The following is a 15,849-nucleotide window of genomic DNA, read 5'->3' on the forward strand; positions in this document are numbered from 1 at the left end:
TCCCGACAGCACTTCGGCCTTGCAAGTATCCCAATCCTCTTGGGTTTCTTCCACCGAGGTCCTGGTCGGATGTACCCACTGGCCTTCGGCGCAGGCAGTGAGAGCAAGCCCCAGCATAAGAAATGCCACTCTCATATGTGGCTCCTTCGTAATGGACTTTCTCTCGAGGGAGACGGTGACCCGGTCGGCAACTTCTCCAACTGACTGGGTGTTTTTTTCGATCTCTCCTTGCATGGCAATCTTAGAATCGTATTCCCACGGTTCCCAGCACTGTAAGCGGCTCGCCGAAAAAGAAACTTGATGAACCGTTATATGACGTGGCGACGTATCGCTGATCGAGGAGGTTGCGGAAGTTAAGCGCCGCATTCACTCCCTTCGCTCCCAACCAGTTTCCCGGTGGGAGTTCACGATTGTAGTACAAAGCGGCGTCGGCCCTGACATAGCCGGGCATGGTAGGTATATTTTCAAAAATTGTGGCATTGCGATCGGTGTAGGCGAAAATACCGCCGCCAACCCCGAATCCTTTGAGTACCCCTTCCTGAAAATGGTACGTGGACCAAAGAGTAAACTTATTGTACGGCACATTGGCCAGACGCTTATGTTCTAATGTCGGATCGTTGTCTTTTGTCACCTCGGCATCGGTATAGGCATAACCGGCGATTACGTTCCAGCCAGCCGTCAGTTGCGCGGTCACATCAAATTCAATTCCCTGACTACGTTGCTCACCCGTTTGTACCATGTACCCTAAGGCCGCCTGCCCAGGATTAGAATCAGGCGTCAGCAGATTCTTCCGAGTCAGGTGGAACCAGGCGAGCGTGGCGGAAATACGATTATCCAACAGGAATGCTTTAATGCCCACTTCATATTGGGTGGACCGTTCCGGCTTGAAAGATTCACCATTAGGATTAATTGACGAGGCTGAGCTTGGCTGAAAACCTTTCGTCCAGGAGGTATAGAGGGACACTGGTTCGATCGGTTGATACACTAACCCTAACCGAGGACTCCAGGCATCGTTGTCCAACGAATCCTTTGTGGAGTCTCCCGCAAAGGTAAACTTTTGGTACTGGTCGACATAGTCGTATCGCACGCCACCCAGGAATTTCAAATTCGGGAGAATCGTCACCTGGTCTTGCATATAGACCCCGACGCTTTTTGTGTCCCCCACATTGCTGATCCTGGGTCCGTCAAACGGGTTAGGTCGCAGGGAATAGTCGGGATTATAGAGATCCAACGGTGGCGCCTCCCCGAAGGCAAAGGTGAACTGATCGGTTTTTTCCTGCCGGAGTTCAACGCCGGTCAGGAGGGTATGCTCCATCTTCAGGAACTGCAGATGTCCCACCACATTCGTCACCATCGAGTGAGCATGCCGGCGGGCCACCACCGGCTGCAGCACTTGAAACCTTTGGATGGTTCGTTGGTCAGGGTCCAGAGCGTCATAGCCGGCGTACAAGTTGTCCTTGTCATCTTCCACGATCGAATATCTGTACGCATTGCGAACGGACCATTTGTCATTGAACTGATGGGAGAAATCGTAACCAACCCGGTAGGAGCTACGGTTAAACGTGCTGAAGCTGCCGAGAGTCGTCGAGGTCTTCCGGGATATGGGGCCGTTAGGATTCGGGAGGTACGTGCCCTGGGCCGGAAGTCCGTAGGGGTCGTTGCTCCAACGCCGCATGTAATCGAAATCGACCGTGAAGGAGGTCCGTGAACCTATAAGCCAGGTCAGGCTTGGAGCGACTGCCACAAGATCGCGGTTGGCATAATCAATGAAACTATTCGCCTTTTGGCCCGCCACATTCAGACGGTAGAGCAGCGTCTTATTCGCATTGAGCGGACCCGTGGCGTTGAGATCAGATCGATAAAAGTTATAATTCCCCAACGTGGTGCTGGCGGAATACTCCGCATTCGGCAAAGCTTTGTTGGTGACGAGATTGATGATACCGCCTGGATCTCCCTGTCCGTACAGCACCGATGCCGGCCCTTTCAGCACTTCGATTCGCCGGATATTATAGGTGTCAGACGCCATAAACTGAGCGAAGGGGTCGAGCAAGCCATTGCGATAATAGGACCGGTCGGTGGCGGTGAATCCTCGAATGATGAGTGAGTCGTAGAGGGAGGCTGCGGACTCCGTCGCATTGATGCCTGAAATATTTTCCAGGGTATTTTGCAGCCGGTAGGTTCGCTGTTCTTCGATCACCTTCCTGGTGATTACCTGGATCGACTGCGGCACATCACGAATCGGCGTATCTGTTCGGGTCGCCGTATGGGACTCTTCTGCCACATAGGTTTTTGCGTCGTCCCGCTCACGCACCTCTTTCACCACGATTTCCGGAACCTTCACCGGTTTGGGTGTGATGGCCTTACTGCTTGAACGTGGGAGTTCCCCCGAGACCACCGGACGTTGCGATGGGATGGCTGAGGGGACAGCTCCCGATGGCGATTTCTGAACCAGGATGACGGCGTTGGTATCTGCAAGTTGATAGGTCAATCCTGTTCCTGCCAGCAACATTTGCAACGCCACTTCCGGGGTGTAACGGCCAATGACTCCTGGCGACGTCAGGCCGGCGGCAAGTTCCGTGGGCAAACTAATCTGCCAACCGGTTGCATCCGCAAAGGCATTCAATGCGGGTCCGACCGGTTGAGAGGGAATATCGAAACCGACTACCTGGGTTGGGCCTGTCTCGGCGAGGGCTTCTTGAACTAAAGCGGGTAAAATATGCATGACTATGAGCAGCATCACGACAAGCGCTCTCCCAAGCCATATCTTCGGATGTGACCCGTTCGGGTTTTGTCGTAAGAAAGTTTTAATTGACGAGTGATTGTCTGATTGCATGCGCCGCCTCCAGGTTGTTCGTATGCCTGTTTAGACGGAAGCGCACAAAAATTTCCTCACTTCATCTGACAAATATTGTGAGAAAAACGATTTTTTAAAAGAGGATCACGAGCCGGTTGGCAAGATTGAGCATGTGGGTTGGAAAGGTCTTGGCAAGAAGGGAGAGGCTTTTGGAGGGATCTTCCAGGTTGTACGTACCGGTGACTTGTATGTCGCGTATGGGTTGATTCCAAAGCACAATAGTGCCTGGATAATACCGGCGTAACTCGTTAATCACCTGTTCCAGTGGGATTCCATTAACTATGAGTCGCCCTTGCATCCAGGCCGATACTGTCGAGAGATCGACGGAAAAAGGACGACCCAATCGACCATGTTCAAATTGAACCCGGGATCCGGCGGATACCAGGGAGAGCGAATCATCATTGTGCAGGCTACTGACTTCGACCGTCCCTTCAAGCACCGTCACCTGCTCATGGTCCTGTTGAGTTCGAACCATAAATTCTGTTCCCACGGCGCGGGTAGCGGTTTGTTGGCTTTCGACGACGAACGGACGATGTGAATCAGGTTGGACGCTGAACGAGGCTTCACCTTTCAGTAAACGGACTCGTCGAGCCGTTTGATCAAATGAGGTGGCAATGGCTGTTTGTGTATTGAGTATGACTGTAGATCCGTCTGGCAATTCAATTGTTCGTTGTTCCCCGATGACCGTCCGGTAGTCTGCTTGAATCCACGTCAATGGATCATAGTGGGCGATCGCCATTGTGAACAGCACCGCACAGGCAGCAAGCGCCCCCGCATGTCGCAGCCAACGCCGAGGGATCGCGGCTTGTTGGTGAGGGATAGATGATGATGGTTTCTGCGCACGTTGAGTAGCGGCTGCGTGAAGATCCGGGTCTCCCCATACGGCCGATACTTTTTGAAAAACCCTTACATGTGTGGTGCTTTTTGCCTTCCAGACCTCGAAGGCCTGTTGGTCTTCCGGGGAGATCGGAAGGTTATGCAGCCGCACCACCCAGGCAATCGCTTCTTGTCTTAACGTGGCCTCGTCCTCATGGTGTGAGGGGTTCTCAGACTGTTTGTCTGTTGATGACATTGACTGCCCTCGATATGCCGGGAGTGTTGAAAGGAAGGGCTAGTATATCTAGAGACGAATTCGTGAGCCAATCTCCTCACTCCTCGGCCTCGAGAGGATCGAATAGGGTACAAAACTGATCCAAGGCGCGCATGAGTAACTTCTCCACTCCGCTATCCGAGATGCCCATGCGTGCAGCAATTTCACGGTAGGAATAACCGTAGACACGATAGAGGACAAACGCTTCCCGGGTTCGTGGAGGAAGTTTGTCGATTGCCCGAAGGGATAACTGAAACCGCTCCTTGCCGAGCAGGATGCGCTCTTGGCATGGCGATCCGCAGGGCACCTCCATCGCGACATCCAGGGAATCGACTGCATGAAAGGGACGTTTTTGTTTTCGGAGATAGTCGATCGCCAGATTAGTGGCAATTCTGTGCAATAGGGCCCGGGGATGCTCCACGGCTTGGGTGTTCACCAGACCTAAGAGTTTCGCATAGGTTTCTTGCATGAGATCCGCTGCGGTATCACGGGAGTTGACCATGCCCACGAGACGACGCGTCAGTTCGTCCCGGTATTGATGAAACAGATCTTCAATTTGGTCAGAGGTAAGAGTCATGATGTGTCCCCAAGAAAAATCATGATACCAATTCTCATTTTCACTGACAACTGACATCTTTCCCGTTGCTCCTAGCCATACTTGATGGGTTTCCTTGAAGACCACTGCCTCCTGCACAAGCGAGGTGCACCTGTATACCGAGCACCTGTGGTGGGGGATCGCTCGACTGATTCGTCTTAATGATCAAGGAATTCTCCTCAGGCAACCGCGTACCTTCACAGGAGTGTTGAAAATGATGAATGCGAAAATCGCCCTTTCTGCCTACCATGTTAACTCCGAAGAGTTTGTATCCCTTCCCCCGATTCCCAAATGGCATGCTTGTCTGACCCGGCATCGGTTAAAACCCAGCAAACAGCGGGATGTAATTCTTGCCGCATTTGCGAGACAAAATCATGTCACGGCTCCAGGGTTATACGGTTTACTGTTCAGAGAGGGACACCGAATTTCCCTAGGAACCGTGTATCGGACCTTGAACCTTTTCTGTAAATTTGGGTTTGCCAAGCCTCTGCACGTCTTTTCGCAAACCCTCTATGAACATGTTTTAAGTCAGACTCAGCAAGGGAACGATCGAATTCCTTGCCGCCTGGTTTGACCGAGATTGGGATTTCGGCTTTTCATGTGTCATGGGACTCTGTGGGTGAATGCCGGGAAAGAGTTTAGATGTGATCAGCATCATGAGCGCGCGAGCAGACCGGTGAGTTGGACTAAAAATCGACAACCGAAATCAGGCCGGGGATTACTCGGAGGTTGCACCAGGTACCTGAAGATCACGTCAATTGGCAGACTGAGCGTAACCCATGATAAGGCGTCCCAGTCACCGTCTCCCAACAAATCCCACAGGAGCCCAATGGCGCTAAGAAACGATAGCAAGAAAGGGATGCTCTGGATCTGTCTTGGGTGAGCAAAGGTGTCGTCATATATCTCTACTACTCTGTCTTTGCATCGAGTCCATTTTTATTGGCAGGGGTTTAAGAGAGGATTGATTGACCCATACACGGAAGCACGTGAACAAACGATTTCTATATAGAAAAAAAGACCTTCTACCTCCCAGGAGATTTGTATTCCAACCCTCAGGAAACTCCCGTAAGAAAAACCGGTAAAATCAACAGGGCGTTTCTGGTAGAGCGGTATAGCAGAGGAGAGGGACGGAGAATTGCAATTTCTTGAAATAGAAATCTCCGGTCTGTTTTTCGTCATAACATCGGTGAACGAACTGCCCCTGCAATCAAATTTCCATTCTACAAAATCTATGGGCATGGTTTATTCATGGAGCCCATCCGGGTTCCTCCGCAAATTTTTTGGAGGAAATTTTTTTATTATGCCGCCGGAATAGGGGCATGACCTTCAGTCTGGTTGTGTGCCTTTTGAGTTTGTACCGCCCGTTTCCGCCACCAGATAATCACACCGGTTATGGAAAGGATTGCTGTCCCTAGCCCCATGACCGAAACCAGGATTCGACCGGGTAGACCCAGGATGCGCCCGGAGTGCAGAGGGAACTGGGCTTGTACGAAGATGTCCGCTGCCGTGCCTACCCACGGCTGCCGATCCCCCAGATACTTCCCGTCGCCGGCGTCGAAATAGAGCACGGAGGGGCCTACCCCCGCAGCGCCGTGATCGTCGCCAGGATGAAAGAAACCGACCCCATAAATACCAAAATGTTGCGCATAAAACGCATCGCCTACCGGTTCCGGCCAGTTCCGGTCCGAGGCAATCTCAATAGCGCGATCGATGATTGGGTCAAAGCCAATCTTGGGGGTAATGGGTTGGTGCAAGGCGGTTTCTGTTCGCAAGTCGAAGGGACTTGGGGTGACCTCGGTCATTACCGACATGACCGGATAGAAGACCTCCCGATAAAGGTTCAGTGAGAACGCCGTGAACGCCAGCATGAACAGTAATCCCCATGCCCAGAGGCCAAAAGCGCGGTGAATGTCAAAATTGATGCGCTTGATTGTTCCTGAAGTCTTGACCTTCCATGCCGGCGCCCAGCGAGTTCGCCAGCTCTGAACCGTGGGTGGACCAGATATGGTTGAGGACCCTGAAGTCGATGCGCGCCGCGGCAGTGTCAGATAGAAGCCGACAAAGCAGTCCAACGTCCAGAGAATGGCGATCCCTCCCAATAGCCACTCACCCCAATGGTCAACGCCCCACATCTCTGGCATGTGAAGCGAAAAGTGCAGCTTGTAGAGGAAGGAGACTAAGTTTTCCTGTGTCACCGGCCAGACCGCGCCCCATTCCCGCCGGCCCAACTCATCTCCCGTTACGGGATCGATAAAAACTTGATTATATCCGAGTTCATACAAGCTACCCGTGGCAGGATTTACGCGAGGGTCGATACCGAAGGCGAGCGCCTCGCCTGATTCCGGAGCAAGCGGCATGAACGTCACTCTTGCCCGTGGGTCACGGGCTTCGATCGCTTGAGCCAGATCAAGTGAAGAGAGATACGTCCCGCGGCTGTCCACGTGGGTCAGGTGAGGGTTCAACAGGTCGTCCAGTTCGTGATCCCAGGAAATCACCGCCCCTGTCAATCCGGATATAATTAAAAATCCGGCGATCACCAGTCCCACCCATCGGTGAAGGAGGATAAAGAGGTAATGCATTATTTCCTTCCCAGTATAAAAAAACGGACTTCCTGTTCACCTCGACGAGCGCGGTCACAACAAATAGTTAAAGAAAGGAGTGAAGGCGAGTACGAGACTTCTCGTCTATCAAAGAGGTAGACGAATGATTCGGAAAAAACCTCACCTCCGTCTTCCTAAAAACACTCCAATCCCGATCTTAATAGAAACCGACTTATATGAATCGAAGAGACAAAATATAGCGATCAGGAAATAGGGAATTACGGCAAGATTTAATGTTGAGGAAACACGGAACAAAACCTCCATTCTGTTCATTCGAGGCCATCGCCTTGGCGTAAGGCCGATTTGATCTTCCCAAGTATAGGCCATCAATTTTTCACTAGCCGAGAGCGTGTAGTCCTATCAGAGCGTTCATCAACGATCACAAACCCATTTTCATGAAACCTGACCGACCGATAGCCGTGTGATGTTTGGAAAGGGTGGCGCCTTGGATACTTTCGGCTATACATGAATGCCGACAAAAAGATGGAGTTTATGGAGGAACTCAAATAGTTCGCTGCAGTGAGACGGTGGAGTATTCGGAAGAGCAATGGAATTCGAACATCCATTCTACGCCTTTCCAAATAGGTTCAAAGGCCGAAGGATGACAAGTTTTCGCCTGTCCTTGTCCAGATTCAGAGTGACGGTGCCTGTTATCAGACGACCGGCTGTTCAGAGCATGCGTATTATTGGCGGTACCCGTTATTGTCCGACCATTAGAAAAAAACCCATGATGGCGAAGGCCATCGTGGGTTCCGGTTTGATCAAATTTTCTTTTTGGCCGGAGCTTACGTTTTTTGGGTTTTGTGATTGCTCACCTGGCTCCATCCGGTATGGCGTCGGGTCTCCGGCCTTTAATGTCCTGGAAGGGAATCGACACCAATCGCTGACATCGCGCGCACTTGATTGAAATCCCGCAGTGTTCCCAGCGTGCGACCAGCTTCCCGCATTTACAGCGGATATCCTTTGCCATCTGTTCCGGTGGCCGATGTGGACCGGGATTTTGGGAATTGTGGCTAGTCATCATACGTATTGCCTTCCGTGTCCGATCACTACCCTCATATGTTGGAGATGTCCAATCATGTGGCGTTCACCATCCATGGGAATACCCTTTCGTGACACCCGACTTCCCCTCACAATTCATGCAGGAGATTCGGAGGTGTATTTTCCATTTCGCTGCGTTTAAGCAGGCGTGCTTTTTCTATTCATTCCAAAAGTGGAAAGGAGGACAGGCTTCGAACCTCGAACAGATCCATTCCATTTGTTTCTCTCTCTGTTAGAACCTTCCTGGTTTATTGGAGAAGGGAAAAATGAATTTTCCATTGTCTCCCGGTCAGGTTGAGAATATTGGTCTTGGTTATTTGAAAACGACGCGTGAAAGCTGAGTTGCGGGCAACTCGACTTCTCCAAACGCCGACTGACCCTTAAAGCTTCCTGCAATCGCCAGTTGAAATTCTCCGGTCTTGCCATCCTTCAGGGTGACATTCGCAACCGGCGGCGATTCCTTGTCAGAAGCTTTAAGGTCGATTTCCTTTATGGAGAAAAACTTGATTTTCACGGTAGAAGTCCCTCGCTTGACCGGTAATTCCCGAAGTTCGTGGGGAATAAAGGCTGTTTCACTGACTTTTTCTTCATAATAAAAAATAATATTTTCCATCTCCGTCTGAAGGCCTTGTGTATCAGTCGCCACGGCCCGGAAGGATTCTCCCTCTGAGGCGGACCATACTTCCGGTGCCGCGAAACATAAAAGAGTTCCGAACAACAGAACAACGTATGAGTTGGTCAAGGTTTGATTTCTTGTTTTGTTAAACATCGCATACTCCTTTAGGTTAAATCCTTTGGTTGCTGGTTGTTTTTGCATGTCGGATATCAGGGATGCATTGGGTGAATCTGGTTGTTATCCATCGAGTTGGTAGGTCAGAGGAACTAAAATGGTTATTTGTGGGTGACCTAATGCATGGTCAAGTGCCAATGGAGAAAGTTTCCAAAGAAGGCTCAAGGCATCCTTATCAAGAATTTCATGTCCTGACGTTTCCGCCACCCGGAGATGTAAAATTGTCCCGTCCTGGCGAATGACGGCTTCCAGCACAACTCTTCCTTCCCATTCCATCTGACGCGCTTTCGTCGGGTAGCTTTTATATTTTTCAATTTGACTCCAAATAGTTTGTGCTAACCACCCATAATCAGCCTGGACCTCAGGATACGCCTGTGTGGGGCGTTCCACCGCAGCCGTTCGTTGATGAATCTGTGGAACCGGGCGTTCACGGGCGATCTTCTTTTCTTGGGCTACCGGCACGGTCGGTTCGACTACTTCCGCTTTCGTCTGAACTGCCTGGGGTTGCACCGAAGCCTCAGGGCGCGTCGTGGGGACGGATTCATGAACGGGTTCGTGCGAGACGGATTCGGTCACCCGTGCTGCGACCAGGGTGGTCTGCATGGGAGATTCGACCATTTCCCGTACTTCGGTCACGGGGGTAGGGAGTGTTTGAGGAGAGGGCTCGGCCCGCTGAGCGAGAGTGGTCTCTCGTTGTTGGATTGGTTTCGCCTGTTCCACGGATTTCGAATGCGTGGACGGTGAGAGAATGTGTTTGACAGGCTCCAAGACGACCTCCTGTTCAGTTGGTGTCGATTCCAGGATCGGCTTGGCTTGTACGGGGTCTTGGATTTGTTGCTGTCTTGGCATTGGGACGGTTTCTGGATGGTGGACCTCCTGGGCTTTCGTGGTTGGAAGGGGTTCAATGACGGGCTCTCTTTTCATTATCGGTTGTTGGACCGGTGTTGGCGGAATCACTTTTTCCGGTACGATTTGTTTTTGGACGGGCGTTGGTTTTGGTAGTTCCTGGGGTTCCAAGGGTTTGTGGATTTCGGGAGGAGCCGGTTGGATGAAGGCAATGTCCAATCTCAACGGTTCGGATTGGGACGTCGGTTGAAGATCCGTGATGAGGAGGATGGCGAGACAAACAAATAGGACGTGGACAACGGTGGACCCTGCCCAGGCTTGAGCTTGGCAATGGTTAGGAGCCACACTTAAGGCTTCTAACGTGGCGAGGGTCATGATCGAATGACCTCAAGGCTAATTTGTTCAAATCCTAATCCTTTCACCTCGTCCACCACCTCGACGAACCGTTCTAAGATAATGACTCGATCGGCACGCACGAGTATAAGAGAGTCTTTGGCGTGAGATTGGAGCGCGAGGAGCAGGTCCGGGCGGGTCATCGGCCGGTCATTCAAGAAAATATTTCCCTCCGCTGTCAGGGTCACAACCAAAGGAGTGTCTTTTTTCGTTCCGGCTTCTTTAGCCTTGGCGAGTTCTACAGGGATCTGCCCGGTTGTAATAAACGTCGCAGTGGTCATTACGATGACCAATAGCACTAACATCACATCCACCAGGGGGATGACGTTGATTTGGTTGAGTTCACGCTCCATGTTGCACTTTGTACAAAGAGAGTAATTCGGCCACCCGGCGGCGGAGCACATTGTTCAGGACTACGCAGGGAATGGCGACCAGCAATCCGATTGCCGTCGCTTTCAATGCCAGACTCAATCCGACCATGATTGTATTGACCGCCATCGTGCCGGAGGTTCCCATGTTATGAAAAGTCAGCATGATACCCAACACTGTTCCCAATAGGCCGATATACGGGGCATTGGCTGCGACGGTTCCGATGATCACCAACCGTTTGGTCAGAGCTACCTCGAACGTTTGTTGGTCGGGATATTTTCGAGGATCGACCTGCCTGTAAAACAACCAGCGTTCAATGGCAACAGCGACAGCCCAAAAACTCAAGGCGACCAAAAGCCCAATAATTCCGTAATCAATTAGCTGATGCAAAATTTCCATGTGTGTTATTCCTGACTCCTAAGGTTCGTGACCTTCACGGTGGTACCTCGTTGGGTTTATGGGAAATGGGTTTGTTTTATGTGAGGTGGGGCCTTTTGCGGGAAACACGTGCTCGGACTGGATGAGCTCTGTGATGGTGGAGGCGAGATGCCATAAGTGACCTGAATCGGTCGAATCTGAACAGGATGTGTACGACTCGTCCATGGAAGGGAAACACGTAAATCATGTCCAACACCGCAATAGGATAAAATTTTCGATAAGGATGCTACTCCTCACATTAGGAGTAGACGTATGAATGGGCAAAAACCGGACATGCCGGAATAGTGTTACTTTTCCAATGAGTTTCATTGAGCTCCATGGCTAATCCCCGAGGTCATAGGAAACCCTTTTGTTTGGCGCCTGCACTTGCCCATAGGTGAGTGGCATTTGTTTATGAACGGTCTCGTAGAATTCATTGCAGTTTGGTAGACGAAGACTCGTCACTATAAAAATAAACATGTGCGATTTTGGGAACATTCTGAAACAGATTCCTCCGCCATCCAAGGCTTGAACTCGAGAACCCTAATGATCTTGTTACTCCAATTGAAAAGTCAGAGGCACGGATAAACTGACATGGTTGGACGGAAGACGGTGACCCAAATCCAGCGGGGATGCTTGGCGTACGATTGTTAAAGCCGTTTGGTCCAGTACTTCAAATCCCGAACTTTCCTGGATTTCCATGTCGATCAGATGGCCACCTTCAAGAATCTTCAATTGGACCACGACTTTACCCTGCCATTTGTTTATCCGCGCAACTTCGGGGTAGAACTTTAACCGTTCTAACGTCATCCTCAGATCTGTAATTAACCACCCATAATCGGGTCGTGTCTCCCGCCTCCGAATCGGTGGGTGAAATACCCGTGCTCGTTGAATAATTCTTGGTTCTTCCTGGGTACTTGGTTGCATGACCTGTTCAGCTCGGTCTACCACTCTTTTAACCGGTGGCGGTAAGTTTGCGGTTTGACCATGGGTAAACGGCACCGTCTTGATCTGTTCTTGAGTCGATGGTTGAGAGTTCTGGGAGGTGGCTTTTGATGGGGTTATGGCCTGTTTTTGAATATTCAACGATGGTTTGACCGGAAAATCGGTTGAGGGGGATGCGATCGTCTTGGATTGGACGGATATTTCTGTCGATAAATTCCCCGGATTTTCTTTCAATGTTGAGCGTGAGTGTTCGCTTGATGCCATAAACGTTGCGTGGTCCGATGTTTCAGAGTGGGCCGCCACGGTTTCTTGAGAAGGCGCTGAAAGGAAGGGAGACGGGGTGTCGGATGTGACAGGCTCCTGAAGGGGAGCCGTTGTCAGTGAAATATTCCAACGAAACGTTGAAGATTCGATTTCCCTTTTTGGTTCGCTGGCTTGAAAGGCTACAGAATAACCAAGCGACAAGAGCAGGACGTGCATAATTAAAGAACCTGCAACCGCTTTGGAGGACCTGACATGATTCGTACTAAGTCGCGGAGCCTGATACGAAAAAGGCTTCTCAGCAACCCAAGTGGCTTTAAGCATGCTCTGACTTTCATGCCTTAACCATTAGGAAGAGGGCTATAGGGATTTTGCCCAATGCTTCTTACCTGGGATGAACGGAGGAAAAGCATCGCGGCTGACTGTCGTTCTCCCCACTTATCACTCAAGACCCAAGACCTTAAAACAAGTAGAGCCCAAAGGTGCAATGGACCTTTGGGCTCTAGTCTCATGGACTTCTAGCCTCTAATTCCTTCAATGAATGAGGGATTGTCTGCCTTGGTGATATTTAAATAACAGAATCCTCTTATTTAAGATCTAATGGTAAAAGATAGTTTTTGTTAATTTAGGATGAATGTATGATATTTGTTGATATTGAAAATAAATATCATTATGTATCAGGTGCTGTCAATATGATTCCGGGATCTCGGACTTTTTGAGGACATCCTCATGAAACCTGCGTGTTATGCCCAATACTATTGCGAAAAAATCCATGAAAATTTTCGCGCTATCAAAGGAGAATGAGATGTCCTGGCTGTTCATTCGAGAAGTCTTAAATACGGATGCCTTGATGACACCCAGACCCTGCGAAGATAGATCTCACCGAACACGAAAATAGTGTATCTCCAATCCCGTTGTGTGAATTCTCTATACAGAAGGACTTCGGATGTCTGTGGAAAACGGAGACACTATTTTAATTGACAATTTATGCCTGTTCTTTAAAATGGCGCATTGAAAAATTTCCACAGGGATAATGAGCGATAGCCATTAACCTGAAACATGGGTTCCATCTATTTTCAATAGGGGGTATGTATGCCTGATAAACCGGTTCGTGCCATTGATCCCCTCGGTATTATTGCTCTGGCCGACGTCCTCGTAAATCATGGGCCCCTATACTGTTCATGTGAAGGCAAGCCGGGACCTGGCTGCTCCTGTCAGGACAAGCCTCCTGGCTGTTCATGCGAAGATAAGCCTGGACCTGGCTGTTCCTGTCAATTGAAGCCGGTCAAAACAGATATTCTTGAGGTGGTGTCCAATCCGGTTTTTCGTGAAGTTGTGGCAGGAATGGATATCAGGAAACTCAAGAGCATAGAAGATTTCCTGTCTATTGTGGACGAAATCCGTACAAAAATGAATTCGTCCAGGCTTCCGACTCGCTCCACGGACAAGAAAAAATCCTAATGTCTAAAAGGAGAGTCTCCTATGCCACCAACCTTACTGATGCCACAGAAACGCAACAACAGTCGCAGTCATCCTTCAGCCGATTTCATTGAAGAGCGCATCGTAGGGGGAAAAGAGACTTTCCTTGTTTCGTTTCTAGACGGGTACTTGTACTACGCCCCCCTCTCAAATGTCAGCATGATCCTCGATGAATTTGGCGCATCGACCGTCAGGAAATATTTTCGTCAAGAACCACTCTTTCCCAACGAGCAATCTCTGATCGATGATCTGGTCAAACGAAAAGTGTTCAAAGCCCCCGAGACGCAACAGCGGCCGCTGGCCAAGCCCAGCACACGATGGGCACCAACCAGCGCGACCTTCTCCAATACTCAGAAATGTACCTTGCGGTGCACGTATTGTTATGCCGAAGGCGGGAGGTTGGAAGATTTGGATATCCCCTTGCCCGTAGCGAAAGGGGCAATCGATTTAATTGTTCAGAACGCACACGTGCAAAATGTGGATCCGTCCATCCGGTTTTTGGGAGAAGGGGAGGCCACGGCCAGTTGGGGTATATTTCGGGAAATTATCGAATACTACCAAGAACAGTGCAGGGCCAATCATTTCCTACCCTCCATATCGTTAAGCACGAATGGGGTGTTCGCCCAATCACGGCTGGATTACATTGCAGAGAACTGCACCCATCTGACCTTCTCCTTGGACGGCGTGCGGGAGGTGCATGATGAGCATCGGGTTCTGCCGAATGGCGGGGGTTCCTTCGATCGCATTATTGCCACCATGAAGGGGCTCGAGATGCGTGGGAAAACCTACGATATCCGATCGACGGTGACCGTAGCGGGTAGTTCGACCTTGGCGGAATTTGTTGAGTTTGTCGGAGAGAACTTACAATGCAAAAGTCTCCACTTCGAACCGGTGTTCGATGCGACAAAAGTAACCAACCTGAAGGACCAGATTGAACATCTTGATGGGCAGATCTTCGTTGAGAACTTCCGTACGGCAAGGCAAGTGGCGGCCGGATTTGGAATCCAACTGCACTATTCAGCGGCTTCCCTGAAGCACCGGGAGACGTTTTGTGGAGCCAGTGATGCGAGCAACTTCCTGGTCACCTCGCGTGGAATTGTGACTTCATGTAACGAAGTTCTCCAACCTTCGGATCCTCGAGCCAAGTTGTTCCAATATGGAGGGTGGAATCAGGATGATGGTGCATTCGTCCTGGATCATGAAGCGATTGATCGTCTTGGGACACTCAATGTCCATGACATGCCGAAGTGCCAGGGTTGCATCGCCAAGTATAATTGCGCAGGAGATTGCTATGCCAAGAGTGCTTCCTCGACCGGCGACCCAACATCCGCTGGATACACGGAACGGTGTCATATCACACGGGAATTGCTCAAAGATAATCTGCTCCTTGCACTCATTTTTAAAATGGCTGGTGTACACGCGGGTGAGTCAGTTCAACATGCTTGTCCCATGTAATTTATTAAACGGGGCACCATTTTTTCGAAGGCGTCGTATCAGGCATACCGGCCTCATGGTGAATGCCCCAAGATAGATTGATCTCTTGGAACACATTCTGAGTGGGAAACGGTGAAAGGGGTTGTTCATGGATCGTGAGAAATGAGCAATGCCGATAAATCCATCCTGAAGGTTTGAGTGAAATACTTTGCCATAATCTAAGCTGGAGTATCAGCTGCAGAATGGCCAGAACTGATACCAGTGCCGACACCTGAACCGATGTTCGCATTGACGAAGCTGCGCGCCATACTCCTTGGCTTGCCAATCCACACGATTGGCGATGCGCACGACCATCGGCTTTCTCTTGTAGCTTCCCCGGGCATAGCCGCCGCGACCTTCATGATAGGCTAGATACAGGCGCCTGGGATCCCATTTGGAGATGCCGAGGTCCTTGCTGCTTTTGTCGTTGTACCAGCCGATGAAGTCCAGGGCGTCCTCCATGGTTGAGCGGCTTTGGAAGAATCCACCGGTCTCATCCTCATATTCTTCCCATGTCTCATCTTTAGCCTGGGCATAGCCCTCCGCCGAAGATTGGCGTCCGAGGGGAATAAAAAGAAACCAATCCCATGGGGGCATGGCGTCGTGGCGAAACGACGACTCCTGTTTCACGAAGGCCATGAGAATGTGGGGCGGCGTGCCCCACCTGTCTTGAGATTCTTTGGCCGCATCGTACCA

Annotated in this window: 14 protein-coding genes; 3 read left to right on the forward strand and 11 right to left on the reverse strand. The window is 50.4% G+C overall.

Annotation, left to right across the window (positions count from 1 at the left end):
• Nucleotides 1-241: 241 nt before the first annotated feature.
• The 3 genes from AAH187_RS16135 to AAH187_RS16145 all read right to left on the reverse strand — a co-directional run bounded on the left by AAH187_RS16135 (nucleotide 242) and on the right by AAH187_RS16145 (nucleotide 4,521).
• On the reverse strand, nucleotides 242-2,737 hold the full coding sequence (locus AAH187_RS16135) for a TonB-dependent siderophore receptor (protein ID WP_342349516.1): 2,496 nt from the start codon (nucleotides 2,735-2,737) through the stop codon (nucleotides 242-244).
• 190 nt (nucleotides 2,738-2,927) lie between these two features.
• Nucleotides 2,928-3,926, reverse strand: coding sequence for a FecR family protein (locus AAH187_RS16140; RefSeq protein ID WP_342349503.1), 999 nt, complete (start codon nucleotides 3,924-3,926; stop codon nucleotides 2,928-2,930).
• A gap of 76 nt (nucleotides 3,927-4,002) precedes the next feature.
• The gene (locus AAH187_RS16145) at nucleotides 4,003-4,521 is read right to left on the reverse strand and encodes an RNA polymerase sigma factor (protein ID WP_342349504.1); all 519 of its coding nucleotides are present in this window, start codon (nucleotides 4,519-4,521) and stop codon (nucleotides 4,003-4,005) included.
• A gap of 232 nt (nucleotides 4,522-4,753) precedes the next feature.
• Here AAH187_RS16145 and AAH187_RS16150 point away from each other — a divergent pair, with 232 nt between their 5' ends.
• Nucleotides 4,754-5,113 (forward strand): transcriptional repressor, encoded by a 360-nt coding sequence (locus AAH187_RS16150; RefSeq protein WP_342349505.1) that lies wholly within the window; start codon nucleotides 4,754-4,756, stop codon nucleotides 5,111-5,113.
• A gap of 724 nt (nucleotides 5,114-5,837) precedes the next feature.
• On the opposite strand, the gene AAH187_RS16155 is transcribed toward AAH187_RS16150, so the two are convergent.
• The 7 genes from AAH187_RS16155 to AAH187_RS16185 all read right to left on the reverse strand — a co-directional run bounded on the left by AAH187_RS16155 (nucleotide 5,838) and on the right by AAH187_RS16185 (nucleotide 12,525).
• On the reverse strand, nucleotides 5,838-7,118 hold the full coding sequence (locus AAH187_RS16155) for a PepSY-associated TM helix domain-containing protein (RefSeq protein ID WP_342349506.1): 1,281 nt from the start codon (nucleotides 7,116-7,118) through the stop codon (nucleotides 5,838-5,840).
• A gap of 832 nt (nucleotides 7,119-7,950) precedes the next feature.
• Complete coding sequence (locus tag AAH187_RS16160) at nucleotides 7,951-8,163, reverse strand: hypothetical protein (RefSeq protein ID WP_342349507.1); 213 nt, start codon at nucleotides 8,161-8,163, stop codon at nucleotides 7,951-7,953.
• A 330-nt stretch (nucleotides 8,164-8,493) separates the two neighbouring features.
• A complete protein-coding gene (locus AAH187_RS16165; RefSeq protein WP_342349508.1) occupies nucleotides 8,494-8,949 on the reverse strand; it encodes a hypothetical protein in 456 nt (151 codons plus the stop codon).
• Nucleotides 8,950-9,033: 84 nt separating this feature from the next.
• Nucleotides 9,034-10,191 carry a TonB family protein gene (locus tag AAH187_RS16170; RefSeq protein WP_342349509.1) on the reverse strand — a complete coding sequence of 386 codons (1,158 nt, stop codon included), beginning with the start codon at nucleotides 10,189-10,191 and terminating at the stop codon, nucleotides 9,034-9,036.
• Complete coding sequence (locus AAH187_RS16175; RefSeq protein WP_342349510.1) at nucleotides 10,188-10,562, reverse strand: biopolymer transporter ExbD; 375 nt, start codon at nucleotides 10,560-10,562, stop codon at nucleotides 10,188-10,190. Before AAH187_RS16175 ends, AAH187_RS16170 begins: the two co-directional genes overlap by 4 nt.
• On the reverse strand, nucleotides 10,552-10,977 hold the full coding sequence (gene exbB, locus AAH187_RS16180; RefSeq protein WP_342349511.1) for a TonB-system energizer ExbB: 426 nt from the start codon (nucleotides 10,975-10,977) through the stop codon (nucleotides 10,552-10,554). Before exbB ends, AAH187_RS16175 begins: the two co-directional genes overlap by 11 nt.
• A gap of 573 nt (nucleotides 10,978-11,550) precedes the next feature.
• A complete protein-coding gene (locus tag AAH187_RS16185) occupies nucleotides 11,551-12,525 on the reverse strand; it encodes a TonB family protein (RefSeq protein ID WP_342349512.1) in 975 nt (324 codons plus the stop codon).
• Between the two features lie 768 nt (nucleotides 12,526-13,293).
• Here AAH187_RS16185 and AAH187_RS16190 point away from each other — a divergent pair.
• A complete protein-coding gene (locus tag AAH187_RS16190) occupies nucleotides 13,294-13,662 on the forward strand; it encodes a hypothetical protein (RefSeq protein WP_342349513.1) in 369 nt (122 codons plus the stop codon).
• A gap of 21 nt (nucleotides 13,663-13,683) precedes the next feature.
• Nucleotides 13,684-15,135: a radical SAM protein gene (locus tag AAH187_RS16195; RefSeq protein ID WP_342349514.1), complete on the forward strand. Its 1,452-nt coding sequence runs from the start codon at nucleotides 13,684-13,686 to the stop codon at nucleotides 15,133-15,135.
• A gap of 210 nt (nucleotides 15,136-15,345) precedes the next feature.
• Here AAH187_RS16195 and AAH187_RS16200 read toward each other — a convergent pair.
• Nucleotides 15,346-15,849 (reverse strand): hypothetical protein (locus tag AAH187_RS16200; RefSeq protein ID WP_342349515.1); only part of this gene is annotated, 504 nt, incomplete at its 5' end.

Origin of the sequence: uncultured Nitrospira sp. (genome assembly GCA_902500695.1) — a bacterium.
GTDB lineage: Bacteria > Nitrospirota > Nitrospiria > Nitrospirales > UBA8639 > Nitrospira_E.